At 60.8% G+C, this 24941-nt stretch carries 29 protein-coding genes; 15 read left to right on the top strand and 14 right to left on the bottom strand.

Annotation, left to right across the window (positions count from 1 at the left end; translation table 11 throughout):
- Window positions 1–70 precede the first annotated feature (70 nt).
- Complete coding sequence (locus PMI11_RS10235; protein ID WP_007816323.1) at window positions 71–466, top strand: Rap1a/Tai family immunity protein; 396 nt, start codon at window positions 71–73, stop codon at window positions 464–466.
- A gap of 3 nt (window positions 467–469) precedes the next feature.
- Here PMI11_RS10235 and PMI11_RS10230 read toward each other — a convergent pair whose 3' ends face one another.
- The gene (locus PMI11_RS10230; protein ID WP_007816321.1) at window positions 470–907 is read right to left on the bottom strand and encodes a hypothetical protein; all 438 of its coding nucleotides are present in this window, start codon (window positions 905–907) and stop codon (window positions 470–472) included.
- Window positions 908–1083: 176 nt separating this feature from the next.
- Window positions 1084–1476, bottom strand: a complete 393-nt coding sequence (locus tag PMI11_RS10225; protein ID WP_244430551.1) for an Rrf2 family transcriptional regulator — start codon at window positions 1474–1476, stop codon at window positions 1084–1086.
- Window positions 1477–1648: 172 nt separating this feature from the next.
- On the opposite strand from PMI11_RS10225, the gene PMI11_RS10220 reads away from it, so the two are divergent.
- Window positions 1649–2620: an alpha/beta fold hydrolase gene (locus PMI11_RS10220; protein ID WP_007816318.1), complete on the top strand. Its 972-nt coding sequence runs from the start codon at window positions 1649–1651 to the stop codon at window positions 2618–2620.
- A gap of 67 nt (window positions 2621–2687) precedes the next feature.
- On the opposite strand, the gene PMI11_RS10215 is transcribed toward PMI11_RS10220, so the two are convergent.
- The 4 genes from PMI11_RS10215 to PMI11_RS10200 all read right to left on the bottom strand — a co-directional run bounded on the left by PMI11_RS10215 (window position 2688) and on the right by PMI11_RS10200 (window position 5304).
- Window positions 2688–3533: an NAD(P)-dependent oxidoreductase gene (locus tag PMI11_RS10215; protein ID WP_007816316.1), complete on the bottom strand. Its 846-nt coding sequence runs from the start codon at window positions 3531–3533 to the stop codon at window positions 2688–2690.
- 77 nt (window positions 3534–3610) lie between these two features.
- Window positions 3611–4312, bottom strand: coding sequence for a TIGR02281 family clan AA aspartic protease (locus PMI11_RS10210; protein WP_037071068.1), 702 nt, complete (start codon window positions 4310–4312; stop codon window positions 3611–3613).
- The gene (locus PMI11_RS10205; protein ID WP_007816313.1) at window positions 4309–4506 is read right to left on the bottom strand and encodes a DUF1289 domain-containing protein; all 198 of its coding nucleotides are present in this window, start codon (window positions 4504–4506) and stop codon (window positions 4309–4311) included. Before PMI11_RS10205 ends, PMI11_RS10210 begins: the two co-directional genes overlap by 4 nt.
- 18 nt (window positions 4507–4524) lie before the next feature.
- Window positions 4525–5304 carry an adenosylcobinamide-GDP ribazoletransferase gene (locus tag PMI11_RS10200; RefSeq protein WP_037071066.1) on the bottom strand — a complete coding sequence of 260 codons (780 nt, stop codon included), beginning with the start codon at window positions 5302–5304 and terminating at the stop codon, window positions 4525–4527.
- A 174-nt stretch (window positions 5305–5478) separates the two neighbouring features.
- Between PMI11_RS10200 and cobT the strand changes: the two genes are divergently transcribed.
- Window positions 5479–6495, top strand: coding sequence for a nicotinate-nucleotide--dimethylbenzimidazole phosphoribosyltransferase (cobT, locus tag PMI11_RS10195; RefSeq protein ID WP_007816305.1), 1017 nt, complete (start codon window positions 5479–5481; stop codon window positions 6493–6495).
- Between the two features lie 124 nt (window positions 6496–6619).
- On the top strand, window positions 6620–7000 hold the full coding sequence (locus tag PMI11_RS10190; RefSeq protein WP_007816303.1) for a diacylglycerol kinase: 381 nt from the start codon (window positions 6620–6622) through the stop codon (window positions 6998–7000).
- 12 nt (window positions 7001–7012) lie between these two features.
- Here the strand turns inward: PMI11_RS10190 and PMI11_RS10185 are convergent, their stop codons facing one another.
- Window positions 7013–8548: a sensor histidine kinase gene (locus PMI11_RS10185; protein ID WP_007816301.1), complete on the bottom strand. Its 1536-nt coding sequence runs from the start codon at window positions 8546–8548 to the stop codon at window positions 7013–7015.
- A 106-nt stretch (window positions 8549–8654) separates the two neighbouring features.
- On the opposite strand from PMI11_RS10185, the gene PMI11_RS10180 reads away from it, so the two are divergent.
- The 5 genes from PMI11_RS10180 to PMI11_RS10160 all read left to right on the top strand — a co-directional run bounded on the left by PMI11_RS10180 (window position 8655) and on the right by PMI11_RS10160 (window position 13675).
- The gene (locus tag PMI11_RS10180) at window positions 8655–9200 is read left to right on the top strand and encodes a thermonuclease family protein (protein WP_007816299.1); all 546 of its coding nucleotides are present in this window, start codon (window positions 8655–8657) and stop codon (window positions 9198–9200) included.
- Window positions 9200–9841 carry a uracil-DNA glycosylase family protein gene (locus tag PMI11_RS10175; protein ID WP_007816296.1) on the top strand — a complete coding sequence of 214 codons (642 nt, stop codon included), beginning with the start codon at window positions 9200–9202 and terminating at the stop codon, window positions 9839–9841. The genes PMI11_RS10180 and PMI11_RS10175 overlap by 1 nt, the downstream gene beginning before the upstream one ends.
- 70 nt (window positions 9842–9911) lie before the next feature.
- The gene (locus tag PMI11_RS10170; RefSeq protein ID WP_007816294.1) at window positions 9912–10400 is read left to right on the top strand and encodes an Lrp/AsnC family transcriptional regulator; all 489 of its coding nucleotides are present in this window, start codon (window positions 9912–9914) and stop codon (window positions 10398–10400) included.
- Between the two features lie 864 nt (window positions 10401–11264).
- On the top strand, window positions 11265–12308 hold the full coding sequence (locus tag PMI11_RS10165) for a porin (protein ID WP_007816293.1): 1044 nt from the start codon (window positions 11265–11267) through the stop codon (window positions 12306–12308).
- Window positions 12309–12742: 434 nt separating this feature from the next.
- The gene (locus PMI11_RS10160; RefSeq protein WP_007816292.1) at window positions 12743–13675 is read left to right on the top strand and encodes a LysR substrate-binding domain-containing protein; all 933 of its coding nucleotides are present in this window, start codon (window positions 12743–12745) and stop codon (window positions 13673–13675) included.
- A 67-nt stretch (window positions 13676–13742) separates the two neighbouring features.
- On the opposite strand, the gene PMI11_RS10155 is transcribed toward PMI11_RS10160, so the two are convergent.
- Window positions 13743–14426 (bottom strand): DNA alkylation repair protein, encoded by a 684-nt coding sequence (locus PMI11_RS10155; protein ID WP_007816291.1) that lies wholly within the window; start codon window positions 14424–14426, stop codon window positions 13743–13745.
- Between the two features lie 13 nt (window positions 14427–14439).
- On the bottom strand, window positions 14440–15309 hold the full coding sequence (locus tag PMI11_RS10150) for an NAD(P)-dependent oxidoreductase (protein ID WP_007816290.1): 870 nt from the start codon (window positions 15307–15309) through the stop codon (window positions 14440–14442).
- Window positions 15310–15574: 265 nt separating this feature from the next.
- Between PMI11_RS10150 and PMI11_RS10145 the strand changes: the two genes are divergently transcribed.
- The 6 genes from PMI11_RS10145 (at window position 15575) to maiA (ending at window position 21618) form a co-directional block, all read left to right on the top strand.
- Complete coding sequence (locus PMI11_RS10145) at window positions 15575–16540, top strand: aliphatic sulfonate ABC transporter substrate-binding protein (protein WP_007816289.1); 966 nt, start codon at window positions 15575–15577, stop codon at window positions 16538–16540.
- 307 nt (window positions 16541–16847) lie between these two features.
- The gene (locus tag PMI11_RS10140) at window positions 16848–17813 is read left to right on the top strand and encodes an aliphatic sulfonate ABC transporter substrate-binding protein (RefSeq protein WP_007816288.1); all 966 of its coding nucleotides are present in this window, start codon (window positions 16848–16850) and stop codon (window positions 17811–17813) included.
- 65 nt (window positions 17814–17878) lie between these two features.
- Window positions 17879–19054 (top strand): FMNH2-dependent alkanesulfonate monooxygenase, encoded by a 1176-nt coding sequence (gene ssuD, locus PMI11_RS10135; protein WP_007816286.1) that lies wholly within the window; start codon window positions 17879–17881, stop codon window positions 19052–19054.
- 91 nt (window positions 19055–19145) lie between these two features.
- Complete coding sequence (ssuC, locus tag PMI11_RS10130) at window positions 19146–19982, top strand: aliphatic sulfonate ABC transporter permease SsuC (protein WP_007816284.1); 837 nt, start codon at window positions 19146–19148, stop codon at window positions 19980–19982.
- Window positions 19983–19993: 11 nt separating this feature from the next.
- Window positions 19994–20815 (top strand): ABC transporter ATP-binding protein, encoded by an 822-nt coding sequence (locus PMI11_RS10125; RefSeq protein WP_007816282.1) that lies wholly within the window; start codon window positions 19994–19996, stop codon window positions 20813–20815.
- A gap of 152 nt (window positions 20816–20967) precedes the next feature.
- Window positions 20968–21618, top strand: a complete 651-nt coding sequence (gene maiA / locus PMI11_RS10120; RefSeq protein ID WP_007816280.1) for a maleylacetoacetate isomerase — start codon at window positions 20968–20970, stop codon at window positions 21616–21618.
- 15 nt (window positions 21619–21633) lie between these two features.
- On the opposite strand, the gene PMI11_RS10115 is transcribed toward maiA, so the two are convergent.
- From PMI11_RS10115 to PMI11_RS10095, 5 genes are all read right to left on the bottom strand, one after another.
- Window positions 21634–22317 carry a glutathione S-transferase family protein gene (locus PMI11_RS10115; protein ID WP_007816279.1) on the bottom strand — a complete coding sequence of 228 codons (684 nt, stop codon included), beginning with the start codon at window positions 22315–22317 and terminating at the stop codon, window positions 21634–21636.
- A 70-nt stretch (window positions 22318–22387) separates the two neighbouring features.
- Window positions 22388–23209 carry a class I SAM-dependent DNA methyltransferase gene (locus PMI11_RS10110; RefSeq protein ID WP_007816278.1) on the bottom strand — a complete coding sequence of 274 codons (822 nt, stop codon included), beginning with the start codon at window positions 23207–23209 and terminating at the stop codon, window positions 22388–22390.
- Window positions 23210–23252: 43 nt separating this feature from the next.
- The gene (locus PMI11_RS10105) at window positions 23253–23519 is read right to left on the bottom strand and encodes an usg protein (protein ID WP_007816277.1); all 267 of its coding nucleotides are present in this window, start codon (window positions 23517–23519) and stop codon (window positions 23253–23255) included.
- 162 nt (window positions 23520–23681) lie between these two features.
- Complete coding sequence (locus tag PMI11_RS10100) at window positions 23682–24512, bottom strand: ABC transporter permease (protein WP_007816276.1); 831 nt, start codon at window positions 24510–24512, stop codon at window positions 23682–23684.
- The coding region (locus PMI11_RS10095; RefSeq protein ID WP_007816275.1) for an ABC transporter permease subunit at window positions 24509–24941 on the bottom strand (433 nt) is incomplete at its 5' end. The genes PMI11_RS10095 and PMI11_RS10100, both read right to left, overlap by 4 nt.

Below are 24941 nucleotides of genomic sequence, written 5' to 3'. Positions count from 1 at the left end.
AATAGTTCCAGCTTAATTCGGACATGTTCTGGCTGAAATTTCCGGCATCGATATGCGGGCGAGGGATCAGATGCCGGGCATTCTCATTGCAACCCTGTTGGCGACTGTTTCGGCCAAGGCGCCAATGGAATATGCGAGCGGCGATCTTCTCTTTTCGGATTGTGGCGGCTCGCGGCAGTTCGTCACCGGCTATGTTTCCGGCTGGCTCGACAAATGGAACCGCGATGAGTTTCTTGCGCGGCGTGCATTCGCGGATGCAATCCACCGTCCGGAGGCAATGGTCAACTTCGCTCGTTTGGGCAATGGGATCGGCATGAATATCTGCCTGCCGCCGGGCACGACGGCCATCGTCATAGGCGACATGCTCTGCCGCTTCCTGCAGGACAATCCCGACGTCCGCGGGGGCGAGGGCGACGAGCTGCTGATGACTGTCATCTCCCGCCACTACAATTGCCGGGCGCAATAGGCGTCACGCATTGCTGACAAGGATGGCGCCGCCGATGATAAGCAGGGTGCCGGCCGAGAGTTTCATGAGATCGACCTCAGCAGCCTCTCCCAGAAACACCGCGCCGACGGCCAGCGTCACCAGCACATTGCAGCTCCAGATCGGCGCGAGTTTGGAGACCGGCACGCCGTAGGCAAAGAGCGCGAAGCTGATGAGGCCGGTACCGAGGGCGAAACAAAGACCGGCGATGGCGGCAAAGCCGATGCCTTCTGCCGTCCAGGGCGCGGGGCGCCAGATCAGGGCGGAGATCCCGCCGGCTACCGCGAGCGTCAGGCCGAAAGCGATGAGATAGGCGGAGGAGCCGGCGCCCGATACGGCACTCTGCTTCTGGAAAATAGCGGTAATGCCCCAGAGAACAGCGGGCGCCACGCCGCCGACGAACAAGGGCCAGAATGCAGTCATGATAAAACTCCTGTCGCACCGGACATGCTGAGGCCTTCAGGGAAGGCGATCGGGATGTGGTGCCACCAGACTAGGAGTTTCTTCTTGTTCTTTGTGGTCTTGTTGTTTTGCTGAAGGTTGGCAGATTCACGCGCCGTCAGCAAGCAGCCGGATGGCTGTCACGCCCGCTTTTCTGCCTAGGCGGTGGCCATGGCGGTCTCGCCGATTTCGGCCAGCGTCACCTTCTGGAATTCTCGCTCAAGCGTCTGCTCCGCGCTTTCAAAGGCGCGCTGCAGCTTGGCATTGGCGGCGCGTTCGACAGGGCAGGATGGGTGATCGTTTGAGAGCGGCGCATCAAGGATCGTTTCGCCCTGCAGGGCGCGTTGCACATCCAGAATGGTAATCTCTGCCAGCGGCCTTGTCAGCGACCAGCCGCCGCCGCGGCCGCCTTCTGATTCGACGATGCCGTATTGGCGCAGCGACGCCATGGTGCGGCGAACGACGACGGGGTTGGTATTGAGCATCTGGGCGATACGCTCGCTTGTTTCCCGGCCGCCAAGCAGCCCCATATGGACGAGGACATGGATCATCCGCGCTAGTCTTCCGTCTTGCCGCATCTGTGCTTCACTCTACAGCGTAACAAATAGTGTTACGGTATATTGACTCCCGTTTTCTGTAACGTAAAAAGATACGGAATTAAAGATTCGATGTCGCCCGGATGCGATTTTTCCGGAGGCGACGGCTATTGTCGAGGAGGCAGCGATGCAGCAGCGTATGATCCAAACCGCAACCTTGAGGATGAACATTGCCGAAGCGGGCGAGGGGCCGCTGGTGCTCTTCTGCCACGGATTTCCGGAGACGTCGCATGCCTGGCGCCATCAGATAGCGGCATTGGCCGAGGCGGGCTTCCATGCCGTGGCGCCTGATATGCGCGGTTATGGCGGAACGCAAAGCCCGGAAGAGACAGGCGCCTATACGATGTTCGATCTCGTGGCTGACATGGTGGCGCTTATTGATGCCCTTGGGAAGGAGAAGGCGATCATCGTCGGCAACGACTGGGGCGCGACGGTTGCCTGGCAGGCGGCGCTGATGCGTCCGGACCGGTTTCGCGGCATTGTCGCCATGAGCGTGCCCATGATGGGCCAGCCGCCCGTGCCGCCGACGAAGATCTTTCCCGCGACACCGGATCATCTGCTCTATGTGCTCTATTTCCAGCAGCCGGGAGTGGCGGAAGCCGAATTCGGGCGGGATGTGAAACTCACACTGCGCAAGATCTATAGTGCCGCCAGCGGCGAGGCGGGTGCGCGGGTGCCGGGCGACGGGACGCCCAATCCGTTCGGCATGGTATCACGCGCATCGGGTCTGCTTGCCGATCTGCCAGACGTCGAAACATTACCCGCATGGCTGCCGCAGGCCGATCTCGAGGCCTTTGCCGCTGCATTCAAGGCATCGGGCTTTCGCGGCGGGCTGAACTATTATCGCAACCTCGATCGAAACTGGGAATTGCAGAAGGCTCTCACAGGACTGAAGGTCGAAGTTCCCGCGCTGTTCATGGCCGGCGAACGCGATACAGGCCTTGCGATCCCCGGAATGCGGCAGATTATCGATGCCATGCCGGCGCTGGCGCCTGGCCTGAGAACGACACAGTTCGTACCCGCTGCGGGCCATTGGCTGCCGCAGGAGCAGCCGGAGATCGTCAGCCGCGCAATTATCGATTTCGTGCGGGGCTTGTGACGGGCTCTATCTTTTGAAACTACGCATCAGGCTTTCCGAAAATCAGTTTCGATTTTCGGGCCGATGCTTAGCGCCCGTCTTCCAGCATCCGGTCGAGAACAGCGATCAGTTCCTGGCTGCCATTGCGGTCGTCGGTGATGGTCTGGAAGACACCGGCCATGCCCTTGAAGATCAGGGCGGCGGGATCGTCAGGCCCCAGGAATTCGGAGATCTCTTCCATTTCCGCCACCCAGCGATAGGCTTTCGGAAACATGTCCGGGATGGATTGGCGCAAGCGCATCAGATGCTCGGCCTGGCTTTCGGCCAGTTCAACCTTCAGCGCCTCACTGGCGCCGTTGCGGGAAGCAGCCAGCAGCATGGCGGCGGAAAGGCCTGTCATGCCCTTGTTGATGCCGGCGTAGCACATCTTCAGTGCAGAGGCGGCTCCAACGGGGCCTTTCACAGCGCGGATCTTCAGGCCGAAGCGGGAGAGGAGATCGGGTTCGCCGGCGAGATCGCCGCTGAGGCAGACGACCGGGCCGGCCTTGCCGGGAACCGGCGGCCCGCCGATGATCGAGCCGTCGAGGACCTTGGCGCCTGACGGAGCAAGGCCCGCCGCAAGCTTTTCCATGGTCTTCGGACTGATGGCGTTGAGATCGACGAAGGCCGGCTTCCTGCTGGCCTGCTGTAGCACGGGGGCGATGAGATCAGCCACATCAAGGGCTTCAGCCGGAGGAACGATTGAGAGGATGATACCGGCCTCGGCGAAGGCGGACAGTGGGGTGGCGACGAGGCCTGCGGCGCGGGCGCGCTCGACTGTTGCGCTGCTGCGGCCCTCGAGAAAGGTGATGACCTTGGCGCCTGACTCGACAAGGCGGCGGCCGACAGCGCTGCCCATGGCACCGGCGCCGAACAATGCAATGGTGGTGGACATTGACGGATGAGACCTCTTTGGCGGGGATGCCGGAACACTAGGGCCTGAGGGGCCGTGCTGCAAGGCGGATGCGGCTGTTAGTCCCGCATCCTGAGCTCGTCCGTCTGCATCTGCAGAGAACCCAGCGTTTCGAGGAAGCTCATGCCGAGCAGGCTCTGGTCGAGCCTGCCGTCTTCGGCAACGGACGCGGCGACATTGCTGCGCACGATCGGGCCGATCGCGACCTGATCGAGGGTAACAGGGGCGGCGCGGGCGCGGCCGTTGGCGGTCATCACGGTCATGGAATAGGTAAGCTGCTTCGGATCTATGCCGATGCGCAGCGCATCGGCATGCGAGAGCGCCACCATGCTGGCGCCGGTATCGACCAGCATCGGTACCGACCGGCCGTTGACCGAGACCTCGGCCTCGAAATGGCCGTTCAGCATCTTGTGGACGATGACTTCCTGCCCGCCTTCACTCGTCGTGACGACCACGGCGCGGCCTGGCACGAGGCCGGCGAGCAGCCGGTTGCCGACCGCCATCGCATCCTGACGGTAGAGGTAGGCGGTAGCGAGCGCCAGGATGATGACGAGCCAGATCATCAGCTGGCGCAGGGTCTGGCCGATATTCTGGCGGCTGCCCCAAATGCCGGCCGCCAGCATCATCGCGATCGGCAGCAGGTAGACGAAGCGGCCGAAATCGTCGCTTTCAAGGCCCATGATGCGGCTCTGGTCATTGTTGAGGAGCAGGACGGCAAGGCCGATGACGATGACGGCAAGCAAGAGGATGAGGCGCATCAGCCGATGGCCTCCAGGGTTTTCGTCGATTCAGGAGCGAGTTCCGCCAGGCGGATGGGCAGGTTTTCCATGATGGTCTCGCGTTCCTCGTCGGAAAAGCGCATCCAGCCGGCAATTTCATCCGTTGTGCGGCCGCATCCGGTGCAAAGACCGGTGAGAGGATCCAGGGAGCATACGCGGATGCAGGGTGTTCGCATGGGCGATATATCGGGATTTCAGAGGGCCATGGCAAGGGCGCAGAAGGCTGCGACCTCGCAAATCTGCTGGTTGGCGCCGAGCGTATCGCCGGTGTGTCCGCCAAGCCTGCGGCGGATGAACCAGGTGAAGGCGAGCGTGGCGAGACCGGCGGCGAGAAGGGCCGAGACGAACGGTAACAGACCGAGTGCCGGCCAGACGAGGATGGCGGTGATGAAGCCCGCCGTGACGAGGGCGATCTGCATGGTCACTTCCGCCGGGCTTCCGGCGGAGGCTGCAAGTCCGTCCGGTTTTGCGGCAGGAAGACACTGCCAGTGCCAGGCAATGGCCCCGCGGCTGAGTGCGGCGACGGCGGGAATGGCAAGTGCTGCTGCAAAAGGCGATGTTTCACGCGCAATGGCGGCAAGTGCCGAGGCCCGCAGGGCGAAAGAGAGGATGAGGGCGATCGCGCCGTAACTGCCGATGCGGCTGTCCTTCATGATAACAAGGCTCTGCTCGCGGGATTTGCCGCCGCCGATACCGTCAGCCGTATCGGCAAGCCCGTCCTCGTGCAGTGCGCCGGTCAGCATCGTCTGCACGGCGAGTGCCACGAGCGCTGCCATCAGCCGGTCGGCGCGAAATGCCAGCATCAGCAGGAAGACGAGAGCGGGCAGGGCGCCGATGACGAGCCCCGCCAAGGGGAAGACACGGACCAGCCGGCCAAGCTTGCCGTCATAGCCGGCAAAGAGCCATGGCGGCATGGGAATGCGGCTTAAGAAAGCCACCGCGCGCGCGGCATCGACCACGATATCCTTTATCATTCCTGGGATCATTCTCTGCTGCCCCCGCCTCTCCGCAGCGTCTTTGTCTCCCTGCGGCTTTTGGCGCTGTGTGCTTTTTCACATTGTTCGCCTGGGCCGCTCGCTTTAAGAGAGTCGCCACGCAAAGAACCCGATTTGCCGGGAAAAGACAAGAATACAAGGAAAGCCATTCAGATGAGCGTTTCAGGCCTGCCGTTCGACGATTTTCGCGCCCTTCTTCGTGACCTGCCGGGACCGGATGGTCGCGCGCTGGTCGCCGCCCGCGAACGCGACGCGCAACTGACCAAGCCGCCGGGTGCGCTTGGCCGACTGGAAGAGATCGCTTTCTGGCTCGCCGCCTGGACGGGCAAGCCACCCGCTGTCAACCGGCCGCTGGTGGCGATCTTCGCCGGCAATCATGGCGTCGTGCGGCAGGGCATCACGCCTTTCCCGCCTGAAGTCACGCAGCAGATGGTGGAGAATTTCGCCGCCGGCGGGGCTGCGATCAACCAGATCTGCGTTGCCTATGATCTCGGCCTGAAAGTCTTCGACCTGGCGCTCGATTATCCGACCGGCGACATCACCCAGGAAGCAGCGCTGACCGAGCGCGACTGCGCCGCCACCATGGCCTTCGGCATGGAAGCGATTGCCGGCGGCACGGATCTGCTCTGCATCGGCGAAATGGGCATCGGCAACACGACGATCGCGGCTGCCATCAACTATGCGCTCTACGGCGGCACGGCACGCGACTGGGTCGGACCCGGCACGGGTTCCGAAGGCGAGATGCTGGAGCGCAAGATCGATGCCGTCGAGCGCGCCGTGGAACTGCACAGCGATCACCTCGACGATCCCTTGGAAATCATGCGCCGGCTCGGCGGACGCGAGATCGCGGCGATGGCGGGCGCGATCCTTGCGGCGCGCATGGAGCGCATTCCGGTGCTGATCGACGGTTATACGGCGACGGCTGCCGGCGCAATCCTGCGGGCAGCCAATCCATCTGCCCTCGACCACTGCCTGATCGGCCATGTCTCGGCCGAGCCGGGGCATCTGCGCGCCATCGAACAGCTCGGCAAGACGCCGCTTCTGGCGCTCGGCATGCGGCTTGGCGAGGGCACGGGGGCAGCGCTTGCGGCCGGCATCGTCAAAGCGGCTGCCGCCTGCCATTCCGGCATGGCGACTTTCAGTCAGGCCGGCGTTTCCGGCAAGCATTGATGCGGTCGGAGCCGCCACCCGACCAGCGCATTGCTTGCGCTGAGATCGGGGAAACGGTATCTGCGTATCCGCTCATAAATGAAAGCGTCGGCAAAAAGACCGGCGTGGAGGAAACGAGGCGCCTTTGACGAAACCTGCCGTGACCAAGGAAACGGGATTTCGCCATTTCGTGGCAGCGGCCAGCTATTCCTGGGCAGGCTTCCTGCGGGTCTTCAGGGAATCGGCCTTCCGGCAGGAGCTCGGCTTCTTCGCCGTAGCGCTGATTGTGCTTTTTCTCGTCGGTGCGGATGCCACTGAATTCGTCATCACGACGGTGCTTTTCCTCGGGCTCTTTTCCATCGAGGCGATGAATACGGCGGTCGAGGAAGTGATCGACCGGATTTCACCCGAGATTTCCATCGTCGGCAAACATGCCAAGGATCTCGGCTCCTTCGCCGTCACCTGCATGATCGCCGCCTGCTGCCTTTATCTCGGCTTCGTCATCATCAGGCATCTGTTCTTTTAAATTATGGGATGACTAAGCGAAGCTGCGGCGCTTCTTGGTGACCGGCTGAGCTTCTTCCACGGCCGGGATGCTCTGCAACACGCGCTTGGCCGGCAGGATGGCGATGACTTCGGTGCCTTCGCGCAGCCTGGATTTCAGGATGAACTGACCGTCATGTTTGGCAAGGATCGCCTGAACGATCGGCAGGCCAAGGCCGGTGCCCTGTTCGGCACTCTTGATGGCGATCGAACCCTGACCGAAGGCCGACAGCACGATCGGGATTTCGTCTTCGGGAATGCCGGGCCCATTATCCTTGATGGAGATGTACTGGCCGCCGCCAGCCGTCCAGCCAACCTTGACGTTTATTTCTCCACCCTGAGGCGTGAATTTCACGGCATTGGAAAGTAGATTAAGCACGACCTGGCGCATGGATTTCTCATCCGCCCAGATCGCCGGGAGCTGGCGCTCGACCTGATCGTGGATGGCGATGTTCTTGGCGCGAGCGCGAAGTTGCACCATGCCGATGCAGTCCTCTGTTATATCGAGCAGAGAAATCGCCTCTTCGCTCAACTCATACTTGCCGGCTTCGATGCGCGAGAGATCGAGGATTTCGTTGATGAGATCGAGCAGATGCTGGCCGGAGCGATGGATATCGCCAGCATATTCCTTATAGGTCGGATTTGCGAGCGGCCCCATGACCTCTGCCGACATGACTTCGGAGAAGCCGAGGATGGCATTCAGCGGCGTGCGCAGCTCATGCGACATGGAGGCGAGGAAGCGCGACTTGGCGAGGTTTGCCTCCTCGGCACGGCGGCGAGCCTCGTCCGACATGGATTTGGCCACTTCCAGCTCGGCGATCAGATCATCCTTTTCCGACTGGAAGGAAAGGATCCTCAGGCTGAACTGGAAGAGCCGGTCGCTGATGTAATTGAAGAAGACCACCGTCATGGTGAAGACGACGGTCAGGGAGAGTTCCAGAATATCGCGCGACAGGCCGCTTTTTGCGGCAAGTGCCACGACAGCAGGCGCAAAGCCGACGAGCACGGCGCGCGTCAGCATGAAATTCGACATGGTCGTGACCGACAGCGCGATCAGCAGCGTGGCACCCTTATAGAGCGTGAAGCTCGAGGGTTCGCAGGCCGAACAGCCCTGCAGGGCAAAGACCGCCCAGCAGCAGCCGATCAGGAACTGGCCTGCCAGCAACAGGTTGCGCCAGCGGCGCACAGTTTCTGCGGTAATTTCCTGTTTCCTGGCGCGGCGGGCCAGAAGAATATTGGCGGCATGGCAGGTCAGCGTTAGCAACGCCCAGAAGAACAGGCTCGCATCCTCGGTGAAATAGGTGCCGAGTGCTGCAACGATGATGACGAAAAGCGGCATGATTGCCGCACCCTGCAGGACCGCAGTGATATACATCTGCAGCACATCACGATCGAAGGCAGAGCTGGAGGCATGGCCGGACTGCAGGCGTTCGCGTGTCTGCCGCACGGCCTTGGAAACCGCCTTGTTGCGGTGGCCGCGCGATTTGTCGACAATGATCTTGTCGGTCGATGTGCTGACGCCGGTACTCATGTGCACGTTGAAATTTGTCCCGCAGATGAATAAGAGCTTAACCGGAAAGTCTTAAGAAGATGTTTGCCATCTTTGCCAAGGGTTTGTTTTGCAAGGAGGCAAAAGCGTGGCACGGCTTCTTGTGTTGACCCGAGACGGTGCAACCGCGCTGGCTTTTCTTGCTCTCGTTGCATTAATTGCTGCCAAGCTGAATGACAGGCCCGACATCCAGCACCAGGGCGCTTTTCACGCCGCCGATGGCGATAGCCTCGTTCTTGATGGTGAGCGCATGCGGCTGAAAGGCATCGACGCACCGGAATTGTCGCAGACTTGCGAGCGGCAGGAGCAGGGCTGGGCCTGCGGCAGGCGGGCGCAACAGGCGCTTCAGCAACTGGTTTCTGACAAAGCTACGCAATGCGGTGGAAACGAGCGCGATCGCTACGACCGGCTGCTGGTCACTTGCCGAAACAATGCCGGCAATATTAATGCGCGCATGGTGGCTTCCGGGATGGCGGTTTCCTATGGCGGCTATCAGCAGGAGGAAGGGCAGGCGAGGACGCAAAAGCTCGGGCTCTGGGCCGGCCATTTCAAAATGCCGCGCGATGTCAGGGATCAGGCCCGGCATGAAAGCTCCGGCCTGCAGCGGCTGATCGGCGGATGGACGGGATGGTAATGAATAGTGCGCTGAGCGAGGACCGACTGGATGGGCTGCGGGCCGAGATTGCCGCCTGCCGGATCTGTCGCGATGCGCCGCTGCGCGGCATCGAGGATTGGCTGCCGCACGAGCCGCGGCCGGTTGCCGTGCTCTCGTCGCGCGCCCGCGTGCTGATTGCGGGCCAGGCGCCGGGGCTGCGCGTGCATGAAAGCGGTCTGCCATTCGACGATGCTTCCGGCGACCGGCTGCGGCAGTGGCTGCAGGTGGACCGGCCGGCCTTCTACGACCGGGATCGATTCGCGATCGTGCCGATGGGCTTCTGTTTTCCCGGCTATGATGCCAAGGGCAGCGACCTGCCGCCGCGGCGTGAATGCGCGCCGATCTGGCGGGATCGCGTGCTTTCGGCCATGCCGCAGATCGAGCTGGTTCTTGCCGTCGGCGGCTATGCGCAGGCCTGGCATATGGGGGCTATGAGGCGTGAGAATATGACCGAGACGGTACGGGCATGGCATGACAGCCTGGCAGCGCCGGGCAAGCCTCTGATTCTTCCGCTGCCGCATCCGAGCTGGCGCAATACCGGCTGGATCAAGCGACACCAGTGGTTCGAAGAAGAACTGCTTCCTGAGTTGCGCCGGCGAATCAAAATGCTTGCCTTCTGAAACAAAATTCTTTTCGTCGGCCGGAATCGCGCTATACAAAGAAAATAATTCGAAAGGGACTTAGTTTCGTATGGATCGCCTCGACCGAAAGATACTGCGCCTGCTTCAGGAAGATTCGACGCTCGCCGTTGCCGACCTCGCCAAGAAGGTCGGGCTTTCGACGACGCCCTGCTGGCGGCGTATCCAGAAAATGGAGGAAGACGGCGTCATCAAGCGCCGGGTGGCGATCCTCGATCCGGAAAAGGTCAATACCAAGGTCACGGTCTTCGTGTCGATCCGCACCGCGACCCATTCCATCGAGTGGCTCCGCCGCTTCTCCGAAGTCGTGGCGGAATTCCCCGAAGTGGTCGAATTCTACCGGATGAGCGGCGATGTGGACTATCTGCTGCGCGTCGTCGTGCCCGATATCGCCGCCTATGACGCCTTCTATAAGCGGATGATCGCCAAGATCGAGATTCGCGACGTCTCGTCTGCCTTCGCGATGGAACAGATCAAGTATTCGACCCAGCTGCCGCTAGACTACATGCTTCTCGAAAACGCCAAGTCCAACGAGGACTGAGTCGGGCAGGCGCTTTCAAGACAGCGCATATGATTTAAGGCAGGCGCGAACGAATCGCGCCCGCTGGTGAGGAAGCAGAAGCTCCTCTGGAGACTGCTCAGGTAAGCTGGGCAGGGAGACTCAGAAGTTCATCTGTGACTTCTGAGGGTGCTCGTGAAGCACCAGCCACTTGACGGCGGCGCGAAACCTTTCCAAATTGTAATCTTCCTGTCATGGAACTATGCGAAGCCACGCAAGCTATGAATTGGCCCAAGCGTTGGGAGGCACGGGTGCCGATTCAGAAGGGTGGTCCGGGGGTGTCTGGAACACTTTTATAATGTCCGTGCAGCGCAATATCGCGCTGTGCACGATTTTTTGTGCTGTTGGCGAAACGTTTAAGCGACGCCAAAACGCGTGCCTATGGTTGTTTCCACAACAAAAAGTAGGCCTCAAATCGATTAATGGTCGCTATCTGCACCATTAGGTTCGATTTCAGGACACTATGTCCTAATCTCCCATCTTTATATAGTCCTTAGCCGGCGCTAGAGTTCGGTTGCTTCGCGAAAACGTTTGAGCTTTGCTCCTTTTTTGCGGTGCCTTGGGAGGAGCATTTCGGCCGCTTGCGATAGCCACTGGTTACCGCAGCGGCATTTGTGCGTTATCTATTTATCCCCTTGAAATTGTTGTATAAAAACCACGCCTCACGCAGAAAGCATGCTCGATCTGTGGGTTGGCACCCTTCACGAATTGCTACAGTCAGATGTCTGTGGGATGAACGTTCGGCGGTTCGATCGATCCGCACGCCGTGAGGCTGTTCAAACGGGTCGGCTTTGGATCTTCGGAGACAGGGTAAAGCCCCGATCGACAAAGGAGTGGAATTCTACAATGAACATCAAGATGGTATTGCTTGCGTCGGCAGCAGCATTTGCTGCATCGACCCCGGTACTCGCAGCAGACGCAATCGTTGCTGCCGAGCCGGAGCCGGTTGAATATGTTCGCGTCTGCGACGCTTACGGCACCGGCTACTTCTACATCCCGGGCACGGAAACCTGCCTGAAGATCGAAGGCTACATCCGTTTCCAGGTTAACGTTGGCCCGAACGCCGGTGGCACCAGCGCCACCAACGATTCGAGCTGGGATGCTGTAACCCGTGGTCAGGTTCAGTTCACGGCTAAGAGCGACACCGAATACGGTCCGCTCACCGGCGTTATCGTTCTCCAGGCCAATGCTGACAACGCGTCCAGCCAGGAAACGATCCTCGACTCCGCTTACCTCGACGTCGCGGGCTTCCGCGCTGGTCTCTTCTACTCCTGGTGGGACGATGGTCTCTCCGGCGAAACGGACGATATCGGTTCTGTCGTAACGCTGCATAACTCGATCCGTTATCAGTACGAAACTGGCACATTCTACGCTGGCCTCAGCGTCGACGAACTGGAAGACGGTGTCTTCAAGACCGGCGAAGCTCCGAACAACGTTGGCGTTGCCTTCGGCATCGGCGGCACGGCTGGTGCCTTCAGCTACCAGATCACCGGCGGCTGGGACTTCGACAACGAAGACGGCGCAATCCGCGCTATGGGTACGGCTGAACTCGGCCCGGGCACGCTCGGCCTCGCTGCTGTCTACTCCAGCGGCCCGAACTCCTACTACTCGCAGGCTGAATGGGCAGTTGCTGCCGAATACGCCATCAAGGCAACTGACAAGCTGAAGATCACTCCTGGTGTTCAGTACTATGGCAACTACTATGGTACCCCGGTCACGACCGGTGTTGCTGACGACTTCGAAGGTCTCGGCGATGCCTGGAAGGTCGGTCTGACGGTTGACTACCAGATCGTTGACAACTTCTACGCCAAGGCTTCCGTCCAGTACCTGGATCCGGAAGATGGCGACGACGTCACGACCGGTTACTTCCGTCTGCAGCGCTCGTTCTAATCTGAACGACGGAACCCCCGGCTTCATGCCGGGGGTCTCCCAACCCACGAGTTTCTGATCAGAATGACCTCCGATCAGTAACGAGGGACTGGTCCGGTTTTCCCTGCTGGGCCAGTCCTTTGCAGTTGGAAGCCGGTGCTAAGCCAGGAGCGCCGCCACGCTTACCGGTTTCAGCAGGCTTTCCTCCTGATTTTTCCCGACGTCGAGCACATTTAGAAATTATTCGTGTATTCGTTGCCTCCGATCAATCGCGCCCTATTTTATTGCGCGATATACACCTTTTCGTTGCACAGATTCATCCGATGAACTACGCGTCTGGATAGGTTCTATTCCTCGGGAATCGATGCCAATAATGTGACTGTAACGTGACAGGTGAGGCGCTATAAGCATTTCAGAGGCTGGCATTCACTACTACTCTCGGGTAGGTTTCGATAATGGACGATCTTAACGACTATTTCTATTTTGCTGCCGTCGTCTCCAGCGGTGGTTTTGCATCCGCAAGTCGAACATTAAAAATACCCCGCTCCAAGCTGAGCAGGCGCGTCAGCCGTCTGGAGGATTGCCTCGGCGCCAGGCTGATCGAGCGCTCCACGCGTCATTTCCGGGTGACGGAGATCGGTCAGGCCTTCTATGAGCAGTGTCAGACGATTCTGAGAGAGGCCGATCGAGCCAAGTCGATCGTCACGGAGGCCCAGTCCGATCCGCAGGGGATCGTGCGCATGGGCTGCCCGCTCGGTCTCATCGATATTTCGCTCGGAGCCGTGCTGCCGGAATTCCTGGAGCGCTACCCCAAGATCAAGCTGCAGATCATCGGTTCCGACCGGCGCACAGACCTCATCAACGAGCGCATCGATGTCGAAGTCCGTGCGGCGAGCGAGCCGGAAACACAGACGAGCCTGATGATGCGCAAGCTCGACCGGGCGCGGCGCATCCTCGTCGCCAGCCCCTCGCTCATCGAGCGCATGGGCGAACTCGGCTGCGTCGACGATCTCGGCAATGCGCCGACGCTTGCCATGACCACCTGGATGTCCTTCCATACCTGGGAGCTGGTTGGGCCTGATGGCGAGAAGAAGGTCGTGCGCCATCAGCCACGGCTCACCTGCCGCAGCATGACGGCTATCCTCGATGCTGCGCGGGCAGGTGTAGGCTACGGGCTCATCCTTGAACATGCCTGCGCGTCGGATCTCCAGTCCGGCCGGCTGGTTCGCGTGCTGCCGGAGTGGCAAACGGTGGAGAGCCAGTTCTATCTGGTCTTCACAACGACCAAGGGCATGCCGCCGGCGGTGCGGGCGCTGATCGATTTCCTCGTCGAGAAGTCCAAGCAGCATCAGATCGTTACGACAGGGGCCGCGATCGCAGCACAATAAGGCTTTGTTCCATGCAAGTGTTACCGCAAAACCGCGGCACAGTTTTGCTGGAATTGCTCCGTGCGCGTTAGACGAGCCGGGCCAGCAGTTTTTCGCTCGTCAGTTCCCTGACCGCATCCTTGCCGATCCAGCGAGCCGTCTTGTCCGTGCTTGCGGCGAGGCGTTCGGCGAAGGCGAGCGCCTGACCATGGCAGGCGCGGTTGCGCTTGCCGATGTTGCGGAGCGCCCAGTTGACGGCCTTGCGGACGAAGTTTCTGTTATCGGTGGAATGCGCTTCGATCAGCGGCAGGTAGGTTAGCAAGCTTTCATCCGGGTCCTTCTTCCAGTGTACGGCCGCACCGGCGATCATCGCGAAGGCGGTTCTCCTGACGAATTCACGCTCGTCAGCGGCAAAGTCCGGGATCAGCGCGTCGAGTTTCGCCTCGATGAAGAGGTCGGCGGCGCAATCGACGATTTCCCAGGAGTTGAAGTCGACGACAAGTGTGCGGGCCTCGGCTTCCGTCAGACTTTTCGGATCGAACGTGTAGAGCGCCAGCAACCGCGCTTCGCGGATGCCACTTGCCCAGAGCGCTTTCGCTCTGATGTGATCCTTCTTTGCGAGCCGGGCGATCCTCTGCAGATCAGGATTGGAGATGCCGATGGCGGTCGCGGTAACGATGCCGAAGCGCGCCATGCCGGCGATATTGTCTTCAGAGCGCAGCGTCTGAAGATGCGCGATCAGCTCTGCTGCACTCGAAGATGGCGAGATCATTGACAGGGCTTGGTCATTTTTCGAGACGGGCGAGCAGTGAGGACGTGTCCCACCTGTTGCCGCCGAGCGCCTGGACATCGCCGTAGAACTGGTCGACAAGGGCCGTCAGCGGCAGCTTGGCGCCGTTGTTGCGGGCTTCGGTCAGCACGATGCCGAGATCCTTGCGCATCCAGTCGACAGCGAAGCCGAAGTCATATTTGCCCTGGTTCATGGTCTTGTGACGGTTTTCCATCTGCCAGGAACCGGCCGCCCCCTTGGAGATGACGTCGACCACCTTTTCGATATCGAGGCCGGCGCGCTTGCCGAAATGCACGGCTTCGGCGAGGCCCTGGACGATGCCGGCGATGCAGATCTGGTTCATCATCTTGGTGAGCTGGCCGGAACCGGCCGGACCCATGAGGCCGACCATACGGGCATAGGCGTCGATGACGGGTTTTGCCTTTTCGAAGACGGCTCCATCGCCGCCGCACATGACGGTCAACATACCGTTTTCAGCACCTGCCTGACCGCCGGAGACGGGAGCGTCGATGAAGTCGACGCCCTTTGCCTTGGCGGCTTCATAGAGTTCGCGGGCGACTTCGGCGCTGGCCGTCGTGTTGTCGATCAGCACCGAGCCAGGCTTCATGGTCTTGAGCACACCGTTTTCACCTGAAGTCACCTGGCGGAGATCGTCGTCATTGCCGACGCAGACGAAGACGAAATCGGCGCCCTCGGCAGCTTCGGCAGGGGTAGGGGCCGACTTGCCTGAGAACTTTTCCGCCCAAGCGGCCGCCTTTTCGGCCGTACGGTTATAGACGGTGACATCGTGGCCGCCCTTTGTCTTCAGATGCCCCGCCATCGGGAAACCCATGACACCGAGACCGATGAAAGCGACTTTCGCCATATGCTGTCCTCCATAACTGCTTGCAAACAGGCTCCGAGGATTAGCGGAAACGGCTGATGACGGAAAGCCACTGACAAAAGAGAAGCGACCTCTCTTGGAACAAAATTTCTCCAAGCCGGACGAAACGGGGTCGGGAAAGTTTCAGATATCGCGAATATGATAAATTTAGTTGTCGATCTAATTTATAGACTAAATCATCATCAATCTATCGAAACGGACCGGCCAGCGCAGCAGGAGCGCCGGCCTGCCAGAAAAGGGGATAGAGATGATCACACGTCGACAAACGCTGGGGCTTTTCGGAGCTGCCGCAGCCACGGCCATTCTGCCGTCCGTCAAGCCGGCCCGTGCTGCCGCAACGGAATTTCGCATCGGCTGGCAGAAGAATGGCGTGCTGGCGCTCGCCAAGCGTCGCGGTGCCTTGGAAAAGCGGCTTGCCGATCAGGGGATCACGGTGAGCTGGTCGGAATTCACGTCCGGCCCGCCGTTGCTCGAAGCGCTCGGCGCTGGCGCGCTTGATTTCGGTGCGACGGGCGACGTGCCGCCGCTCTTTGCGCAGGCGGCAGGTGGTGCGCTCTATTATGTCGGCGTCTACCGCGGCAGCCCGGCGGGCTCGGCGATCCTCGTTCGCAAGGATTCGCCGATCAAGTCGCTGGAAGATCTGAAGGGCAAGAAGGTTGCCTTCAAGCGCGGTTCAAGCGCCCATAACGTAACCGTCAAGGCCTTGCGTAAGGCGGGGTTGAAGCCCGAGGATGTCCAGCAGGTCGATCTTGCGCCGCCGGATGCGGCAGCCGCCTTCAAGAATGGCAGCATCGATGCCTGGTCGATCTGGGATCCCTATCTCGCTATCGCCGAGGCCGATCCCGATACGCGCATCCTGACGACGGCGGAAGGTATCGTCGATTCCTACAGCTTCTTCCTCGCCAACAAGGATTTCACCGACGAGAATGGCACGGTCATCGTCAACGTGTTGGATGAGCTCGCCAAGGTCGGCCGCTCGGCGCAGGACAATCTCGAGGCGACGGTCAAGGAGCTTTCGGAAATAACAGGTGTTCCCGCCGAAGTGACGCGGGTGACGCTGCAGCGCCCCGGCGCCGATCTCGGCAGCGTGACGACGGTGAGCGATGCGGCGGCCTCTTATCAGCAGGCGCTGGCCGACGAGTTCTACAATCTCGGTATCGTGCCGAAGAAGCTGACCACCGGCGATATCGTCTGGCGTCCGAAGGCGAGCTGACCAAGTCTGCCGCCGAGGTAGCTGACTTCGTCAGCCCCCGGGCGAGCTGATAGCCGCCGGGCGAGATGATCTCTCCTGTAGTTTGGGGTGGGCGCTGGGGCAGGGTCCTGCGACCGCGGCATGGGAGCGTACCCATGCCGTGGAACCGGGGAAAATTATTCTCCTGACCGAGTTAGAATAGCAAATTGATATTGTCGATCTAATTAGTCGTCTATGTCAGTATCTCCGCATGATCAGGCGCGACCGGTTCGCGACATTGGTTCGCAGCAGGAACGGCCGAAAGCCACCAGAACGGAGAAGAGATTTCATGTTCACTCGCAGACAAACGCTCGGCCTATTCGGCGCTGCGGCCGCCGCCACCATCCTGCCGCAGGTTCGCTCCGCAAAGGCTGCGGCCACGACGCTTCGCATCGGCTGGCAGAAGTTCGGCGTGCTGCCACTCGCCAAGGCCTCGGGCGCGCTGGAAAAGCGGCTTGAGGCCAAGGGCGTCAGCGTCGAGTGGAATGAGTTCACGTCAGGCCCGCCGCTGCTCGAAGCCGTGGGTGCCGGAGCGCTGGATTTCGGCGTTTCCGGCGATGTGCCGCCGCTCTTTGCTCAGGCAGCCGGTGGCGATCTTCTCTATGTCGGCGCCTATCGCGGCCCTGCCGCCTTCCATGGGCTTCTCGTCCAGAAGGATTCGCCAATCCAGAAACTCGAGGATCTGAGGGGTAAGAAAATTGCCTATAAGCGTGGCTCCAGCGCTCATAATTTTGCGCTCAAGGTGCTCGCCAAGGCCGGGCTTTCGCTTGCCGATATTACCGAAGTCGATCTGCCGCCGCCGGATGCGGGAGCCGCCTTCAAGACCGGCAGCATCGATGCCTGGGCGATCTGGGACCCGTTCTTTGCGGTGGCCGAAGCCGATCCGCAGACGCGGGTGCTGACGACCTCCGAAGGCCTGCTCGACAACTGGGGCTATTTCCTCGGCAACGGTACCTTTACCGGCGCCAATCCCGAAGTGATCGTCGATGTGATCGATGAGCTCGCCAAGATCGGCGCGGCCGCCCAGGCCAATCTTGACGACACGGTGAAGGCGCTGGCCCAGATCACCGGCGTACCTGCCGATATCACCCGCGTCACGCTCACCCGCAGCCAGGCCGATCTCGGCAAGATCTCTCTCGTGCCGGATGCCGCGCTCACCTATCAGCAGGCGCTCGCCGACGATTTCTACAAGCTCAAGATCGTGCCGAAGCAGCTCAAGGTCAGCGATATCGTCTGGCACCCGAAGGCGAGCTGACAGCCGCTGGGCGAACTGACAGCCGCACCGCCGATTTCAGACAGTTATAAGAAAGGAATGCGCTTATGACCGCTTCATCCGACCCGATCAATTTCCTCTGGTTCATCCCGACCTCAGGTGACGGCACCTATCTCGGCTCCACCGATCTCAACCGCGCCCCTGAGATCGGCTACCTGACGCAGATCGCCCAGGCCGTCGACCGCCTTGGCTATTCCGGCGTGCTCTTGCCGACCGGTGTCGCCTGCGAGGAATCCTTCGTGATGGCTTCGGCGCTGGCAGCGCGGACCGAAAAGCTGCAGTTCCTGGTGGCGATCCGCCCGGGTACCGCGTCACCTGCCTATTATGCCCGCCTTGCGACGACGCTCGATCGCATCTCCAACGGCCGCCTGCTGCTGAACATCGTGGTTGGCGGCAGCCCCGCCGAGCTTGCCGGCGATGGCATCCATCTGGAGCATGATGAGCGTTACGCCCATGCCGACGAGTTCTTCCATGTCTTTGAAGAACTGCTCGAAAAGGGTGTCGCCAGCTATGACGGCAAATACATCAAAGCGACGGATGCCCGCCTCGGCTTCCCCTCTGTACAGTCGCCACGCCCGCCGCTCTATTTCGGCGGCTCTTCGGATGCCGGCATCGATTTCGCCGTCGGCCGCGTCGACAAGTACCTGACCTGGGGCGAACCGCCGGCACAGGTAGCCGAAAAGGTGCAGAAGGTGCGCGCTGCCGCTGCCGGCAAGGGCCGTGACGTTTCCTTCGGCATCCGCCTGCACTTCATCGTACGCGAGACGGACGAGGAAGCATGGGAAGCCGCTGACCGCCTGATCCGCCATCTCGATGACGAGACGATCGCTGAGGCGCAGGAACGCTTCGTCAAGGAATCCGACTCGGTCGGCCAGAAGCGCATGGCAGCCCTCCATGGCGGTCGCCGCGACAAGCTCGAAGTCTCCCCGAACCTCTGGGCCGGTATCGGCCTGGTGCGCGCCGGTGCCGGCACTGCGCTCGTCGGCTCGCCGAAGACCGTTGCCGCGCGTCTGCGCGAATATCAGGAGGTCGGCATCGATACAGTCATCGGCTCCGGCTATCCGCACCTGGAAGAGGCCTATCGCGTCGCCGAACTGCTGTTCCCGGAACTCGGTATCGAGAGGGACGAACAGCGCCTGAGCTTCAACAACGAGTTCGGCCGCAAGAAGGTTTTTGCCGGCGGTAGCCATGGCGGCAACCTGAAGGTCGTTTCCGGCTCCTGATCGGGGCCGCTTTTCCCAACGCAGTTCCGGACACGAAGCCCCGCACAGCTTAGCCGGAATTGCTCAGAACCGAAGCGCGAGGAAGATATCCATGTCGACTTTCGATACGCCGTTTGCGCGGGCTGCCGCCGAGACGCGTGAGGGTAGGGCGGGTTTCCGCCTGCCGCTGCCCGGCGGCGACAAGCTGCTGCCCTATCTGGTGCCGGTTGCGATCATCGCACTCTGGCAGCTCGGCTGTTCGGTCGGCTGGATTTCCTCACGCATCATGCCGTCTCCGGCCGATGTCGCCTCTGCCTTTTGGACGACGACGATCTCGGGGCAATTGCCTGAGGACGTACTGGTCAGCGCGGCGCGCGCCTTTGCCGGCCTTCTCGTCGGCGGTTCCATCGGCTTCCTGCTCGGCATTGCCAATGGCGTCTCGAAGCTCTCGGAACAGCTGACGGATACGACGCTGCAGATGCTGCGCACCATTCCGCATCTGGCGATGATCCCGCTCGTCATCCTCTGGTTCGGCATCGGCGAGGAATCGAAACTGTTCCTCACCTCACTCGGCGTGCTCTTTCCCGTCTATCTCAACACCTATCATGGCGTGCGCAATGTCGATCGCGACCTGATCGAGATGGGCAAGGTCTATGGCATGAGCGGCTGGACGCTGTTCCGCAAGGTGATCTTCCCCGGCGCGCTGCCATCGATCTTCGTGGGCCTTCGCTACGCGCTCGGCATCATGTGGCTGACGCTGATCGTCTCGGAATCGATCGCCGCCTCCGCTGGCATCGGCCACATGGCCAACAATGCCCGCGAATTCATGATGACCGATGTCGTGGTGCTGGCGCTCGTCATCTATGCGGTGCTCGGCAAGCTCGCCGATGTCGTCGCCCGCGCGCTGGAGCGTCAGACGCTCAAGTGGAATCCGGCTTACGCCAAGTAGGAGTTGAAGCCATGACCGTCGTCACGCACGAACGTTTTCATGCCGCCGAAGCTGTAGAATTCTCCGAGAACCAGCCGGTTGCCGCCGGTGAAGGCGCTGCGGCCATCACACTTTCCGGTCTTGAAAAGAGCTTTGGCGCCAACCGGGTGCTGCGCGGCATCAATCTGCATATACCGGCTGGCCAGTTCGTCGCTGTTATCGGCAAGAGCGGCTGTGGCAAGAGCACGCTGCTGCGCATCCTGATGGGCCTCGATAAACCTACGTCGGGCGATCTACACTTCGAAGGCGCTGATGGCAGCGAGACGCAGCCGAATGCCCGCATCGTCTTCCAGGAACCACGGCTTTTGCCCTGGCTCAGCGTCGCCGACAATGTCGTCGTCGGTCTCGGCGAAGGCGTCGAGAAGAAGCGGGCGCGTGAGGAAGCGAGGGCCGTGCTCGATGAAGTGCAGCTCGCCGAAAAGGCCGGCGAGTGGCCGGCGCGTCTTTCGGGCGGCCAGCGACAGCGCGTGGCGCTCGCCCGCGCGCTCGTCAGCAAGCCGGGCATTCTGGCGCTCGATGAACCGCTCGGTGCGCTCGATGCCTTGACCCGCATCAGCATGCAGCAATTGTTGAACCGCGTCTGGCGCGAACTCGGATGCACCACTGTGCTCGTCACCCATGATGTCAGCGAAGCCGTCCATCTCGCCGACCGGGTGATCGTACTGGAAGAGGGCCGCATCGCGCTCGATCTCGCCATTCCCTATCCGCACCCGCGCCGCCATGGCAATCCGGCATTGGCAGAGCTCGAAGGGCGGCTGCTTTCGGCGATCCTCGGTAGCGATGGCGGGCATTAGGCTCGCCATTCGTCGCCTTTCGGAACGCGGGCACCTGAATGCCTACAAGTGACATTGCGTCGCTGCAATGGCGCGAGGGCGGATCATCCGCTAGATAATGGCAGGTTCGCATCATCGCGAGACCTGGCATTCAATCAGAGCGGATCACTCCCATGACCATTCAACTCTACGGCTTCTGGCGCTCAAACGCGGCTTTTCGCGTCCGCGTCGCGCTTGCCCTGAAGAAACTGCCTTTCGAGGAAATCGAAATCGATATTCTCTCCGGGCGTCAGTTCGATGCTGCTTATGCCGAAGTGAACGCCGAGCATGTCGTGCCCACGCTGGTTCACGATGGCCATCGCGTCTTTCAGTCGCTGGCGATCATGGAATATCTCGACGATATCCATCCGCAGCCGCGCCTGATGCCCGAGGATGCCAGGGAAAAAGCCTATGCCCGGTCGTTGGCGCTGGTCGCCGTCGCCGATGCGCACCCGCTGATCGTGCCGCGCGTGCGCAAACATCTCGGCCAGGCATTCGGCGCGGATGCATCCGCGATCGAGACATGGTGCCGGCATTGGACGACGGAGGGACTTGCGACCTACGAGCGCCTGCTCACCCGGCGCCCGCCCACACCCTTTGCGCTGGGCGAGATCCCCGGTATTGCCGATATCTGCATCGCCGGCCAGATCGTCTTGGCCGAGTTCAACAAGATTGACCTCTCTGCCTTTCCGGCCGTGGCGGCGCTTGGGAAGCGCTGCTTCGACATGCCGGAATTTGCGCAGGCCCATCCGTCCCGGCAGGCCGGCTACTCGAACGCTCACTAGCAAGGCAGGCGCCCGCTATTCCTGCGGCCGGAACTCGTCCGGCAGATTTTCCGTGTAGGGGTAGAACTTGAAATAGGGCAGCGCCTCTTTCAGTGCGCGGGCGAAGGAGGGGCGCTCGAGGAGGCGGCGGTAATAAGCTTCCAGCCCCGGGCGTTTCTCGGTGAAGGGCGCCAGCGTTTTCGCATAGAATAGTGCCGGTGCGGCGGCGCAATCGGCCATGGTGAAGGCGTCGCCGGTGATCCAGGCGTTGCCGTCGATCTGCTTTTCCACCATGTCATAGGCGAGAGACAGCATGGCGCGCGCTTCGTTGACGCCGTGCGGATCGGCCGAACCTTCCGGGCGTATCCGGTCTATGACGATCTTCTGCATCGGCACCTGCACATAGAGATCGAAGAAGCGATCCCAGAGGCGGACCTGCAGGCCGGCATTGGTTTCCTCGGGTACGAGCGAAACCGGGCCGGGATAATGCCGGTCCAGATATTCGATGATGATGCTGGTTTCGGGAATCGTGCTGTCGCGCGTCTCATCGCGCAGGATGGTGATCTTGCCGACTGGCCAGAAGCGCAGGAGGTCGGCGCTCGATTGCTCGTCGGCGAGATCGACGAAGCGGTTCTCGAAGGGCGTCCCGTTCTCGTAGAGCGCGATCAGCACCTTGTGGCAGAAGGAGGCAAGCGGATGCTGGTAGAGAACGAGCGCCATGCGTTGACCTTTTCCTGAAGAGATCAGGTCAGGAAATTAGCAAGGCGCCCGTAAAATGCCAGATGCACGTTCAGCCGTTATAACGCGCCGTCACCAGATGGCCGGGGCTCGGCTGGCCCTCCTGCATGCGCACGTTGATCTCCATCATCTCGATGAGCTCGAAGCCGGTGGCGGCCAGGCGCTCGCGGATATAGGTCTCGGTGTGGATGAAGCGCTGGTGCGGACCGACCATATAGGGGCGGCCGTCCGCCAGCCTTTCGGGCAGGGTTTCCGAGGAGAAGATGAAGATGCCGCCGGCATTCATGTTCTCGGCAGCGCCGAAGAACAGCGGCTCCAGCGCGCCGAGATAGGGCAGCACGTCGGTCGCGGTGATCAGATCGAAAGGATCCTCTTCATTGTCGTCGAGGAAATCCTCGACCTCGGCGACGAAGAGCGTCTCATAGACTTCCTTCTCATCGGCGATGACGACCATGTTTTCGGAGATATCGATGCCGATCATCTCCTCGCAGAGGTCATTCAGCGCGCTGCCGGTCAGGCCCGTACCGCAGCCGAGATCGAGCATGCGCTTGAAAGGGCCGAGCTTCAAATCCTGCAGGCGCTGGCGCACGAGCATCGGCACATGATAGCCGAGCTGTTCCACTAGCACATCCTCGAAGACTTCGGCATGCTGATCGAAGAGAGTTTCGACATAGGCGTCCGGCGCTCGAACAGGCGTTTCGCCGCGGCCCATGGAGGCAATACGCACCGCCGCGCCGCCGTGATCTTCGGGATCGATGGCCAGGACTTCCTGATAGGCCTCCACGGCCGCATCGATGTCGCCAGCTTTTTCAAGCGCAAGAGCGCGGTTATAGGCTTCCGCGAGAGCCTCTTCGTCGATCTTCTTTTTGTTCATGCGGGCGTTTTAGAGCCCACAGCTTACCATCGCAACTGCATTTTCAGTGCAATATGAATTCGCCCTTAAGAGAGCGCCACTCCGTTGCCGAAATGAGCCTGCGGTGAATGTAACGCACCGAATGCAGCGGCCCGTCCAGTTTCTCCTGCCAGAACTTCAGGAAACCATGCATTTCCGGAAAGTCCGGAGCGAGGTCGTAGTCCTGCCAGATATAGGTCTGAAGAAAGGCCGGATGATCCGGCATGCGGTAGAGGATCTGGGCCGTCGTCAGCCCGTAACCCTTAAGTTGCTTTTCCATGTCCTTGTGCATGTTGTCTCACTTCTTCTTGTTCCCACTCCGCGCTTATTAGCGCAGCATGATATTAGATCATGCCGTGGTTAACGGAAGCTTGACAGATATCGCATAAAAGCGCTATTTGTTTTTGATTTCAATAAGTTGGCAGCAACATCAGGAGAGTGCTGCCAAGTTTCTTCAGCGCTTCAGGTGGCGCGTCAGTCGGCGCTCGATCCAGCCCCAGAGATGGCGCAGGGCTTCCACGATCGTGAGATAGAAGATCGCTGCCCACAGATAGGTCTGGTAGTCGAAGGTGCGCGAGAAGGCATAACGCGTCTCGCCCATCAGGTCGAGCACGGTGATGATGGCAACGACCGCCGAGCCCTTGATCAGCAGGATGATCTCGTTGCCATAGGGGCGCAGCGCCACGATGAAGGCCTGCGGCAGGATGATCTTGCGGAAAGCGATGATCCGGTGGATGCCCAGTGCATCGGCCGCCTCGCGCTGGCCGTGTGGCACGCTTTCAATGGCGCCGCGCAGGATTTCGGCCTGATAGGCCGCCGTATTGATGGTCATGGCGAAGACGCCGCAAAACCAGGCATCGCGGAAGAACCACCAGAGACCGACCGCTTCCAGCTGCGGCCGGAACGCACCGAGGCCGTAATAGACCAGGAAGAGCTGGGCCAGCAGCGGCGTGCCGCGGAAGAAATAGATGTAGCCGTAGGCGAGCCAGTTCAGCACGCGGTTTTTCGACAGGCGCGCCATGGCGAGTGGCAGAGACAGCACGGCGCCGCAGACGACCGAAATGCTCACAATGCTGAGCGTCATCCACAGGCCGTGCAGATAACGCGGCCCGTAGCGGGTAAACTTCTCCGGATCCCAGCCATTGACGACGGTGTAGATCAGGAGTGCGGCAAGCAGCGCCCAGAAGGCCACGAATATATAGCCGGCGAGGCGTGAGGCCGTCATCGGCTTCACCACCTCGCGGGGTGCCGGCTGCGGCGGGATCAGTGTTTCGGCATAGCTCATCGACGGATCTCCGAACGCTTGGCCCAGCGCTCGACATAGACGAGCAGGAAGGAGGAGAGGATGGCGAGCGCCAGATAGAGGCAGCAGGCCAGGCCATAAAAGAAGAAGGGTTCCTTGGTCACGCGCACGGCAACGCTCGTCTGACGCAGGATATCGGTAAGGCTGATGATGGAGACGTAGGACGTGTCCTTCAGCAGCACCATCCAGAGGTTCGTGAGGCCCGGCAGCGCAATGCGCACGAGCTGGGGCAGAACGATGAGGCGCAGTGTGCGACCGCGATGCAGGCCAAGCGAGTCGCCCGCTTCATACTGCCCCTTGGGAATGGCGCGGAAGGCCGAGAGCAGCACTTCCGAGCAATAGGCGGAAAAGACGACCGACAGCGCGATTACGCCGGCTACGAAGGCGTTGATTTCGACTGGCGGGCCGCTA

Source organism: Rhizobium sp. CF142 (genome assembly GCF_000281145.1).
Lineage (GTDB): Bacteria > Pseudomonadota > Alphaproteobacteria > Rhizobiales > Rhizobiaceae > Rhizobium.
Note: the sequence above shows the minus strand (reverse complement) of the source record. Positions and strands in the feature narration are given on the sequence as shown.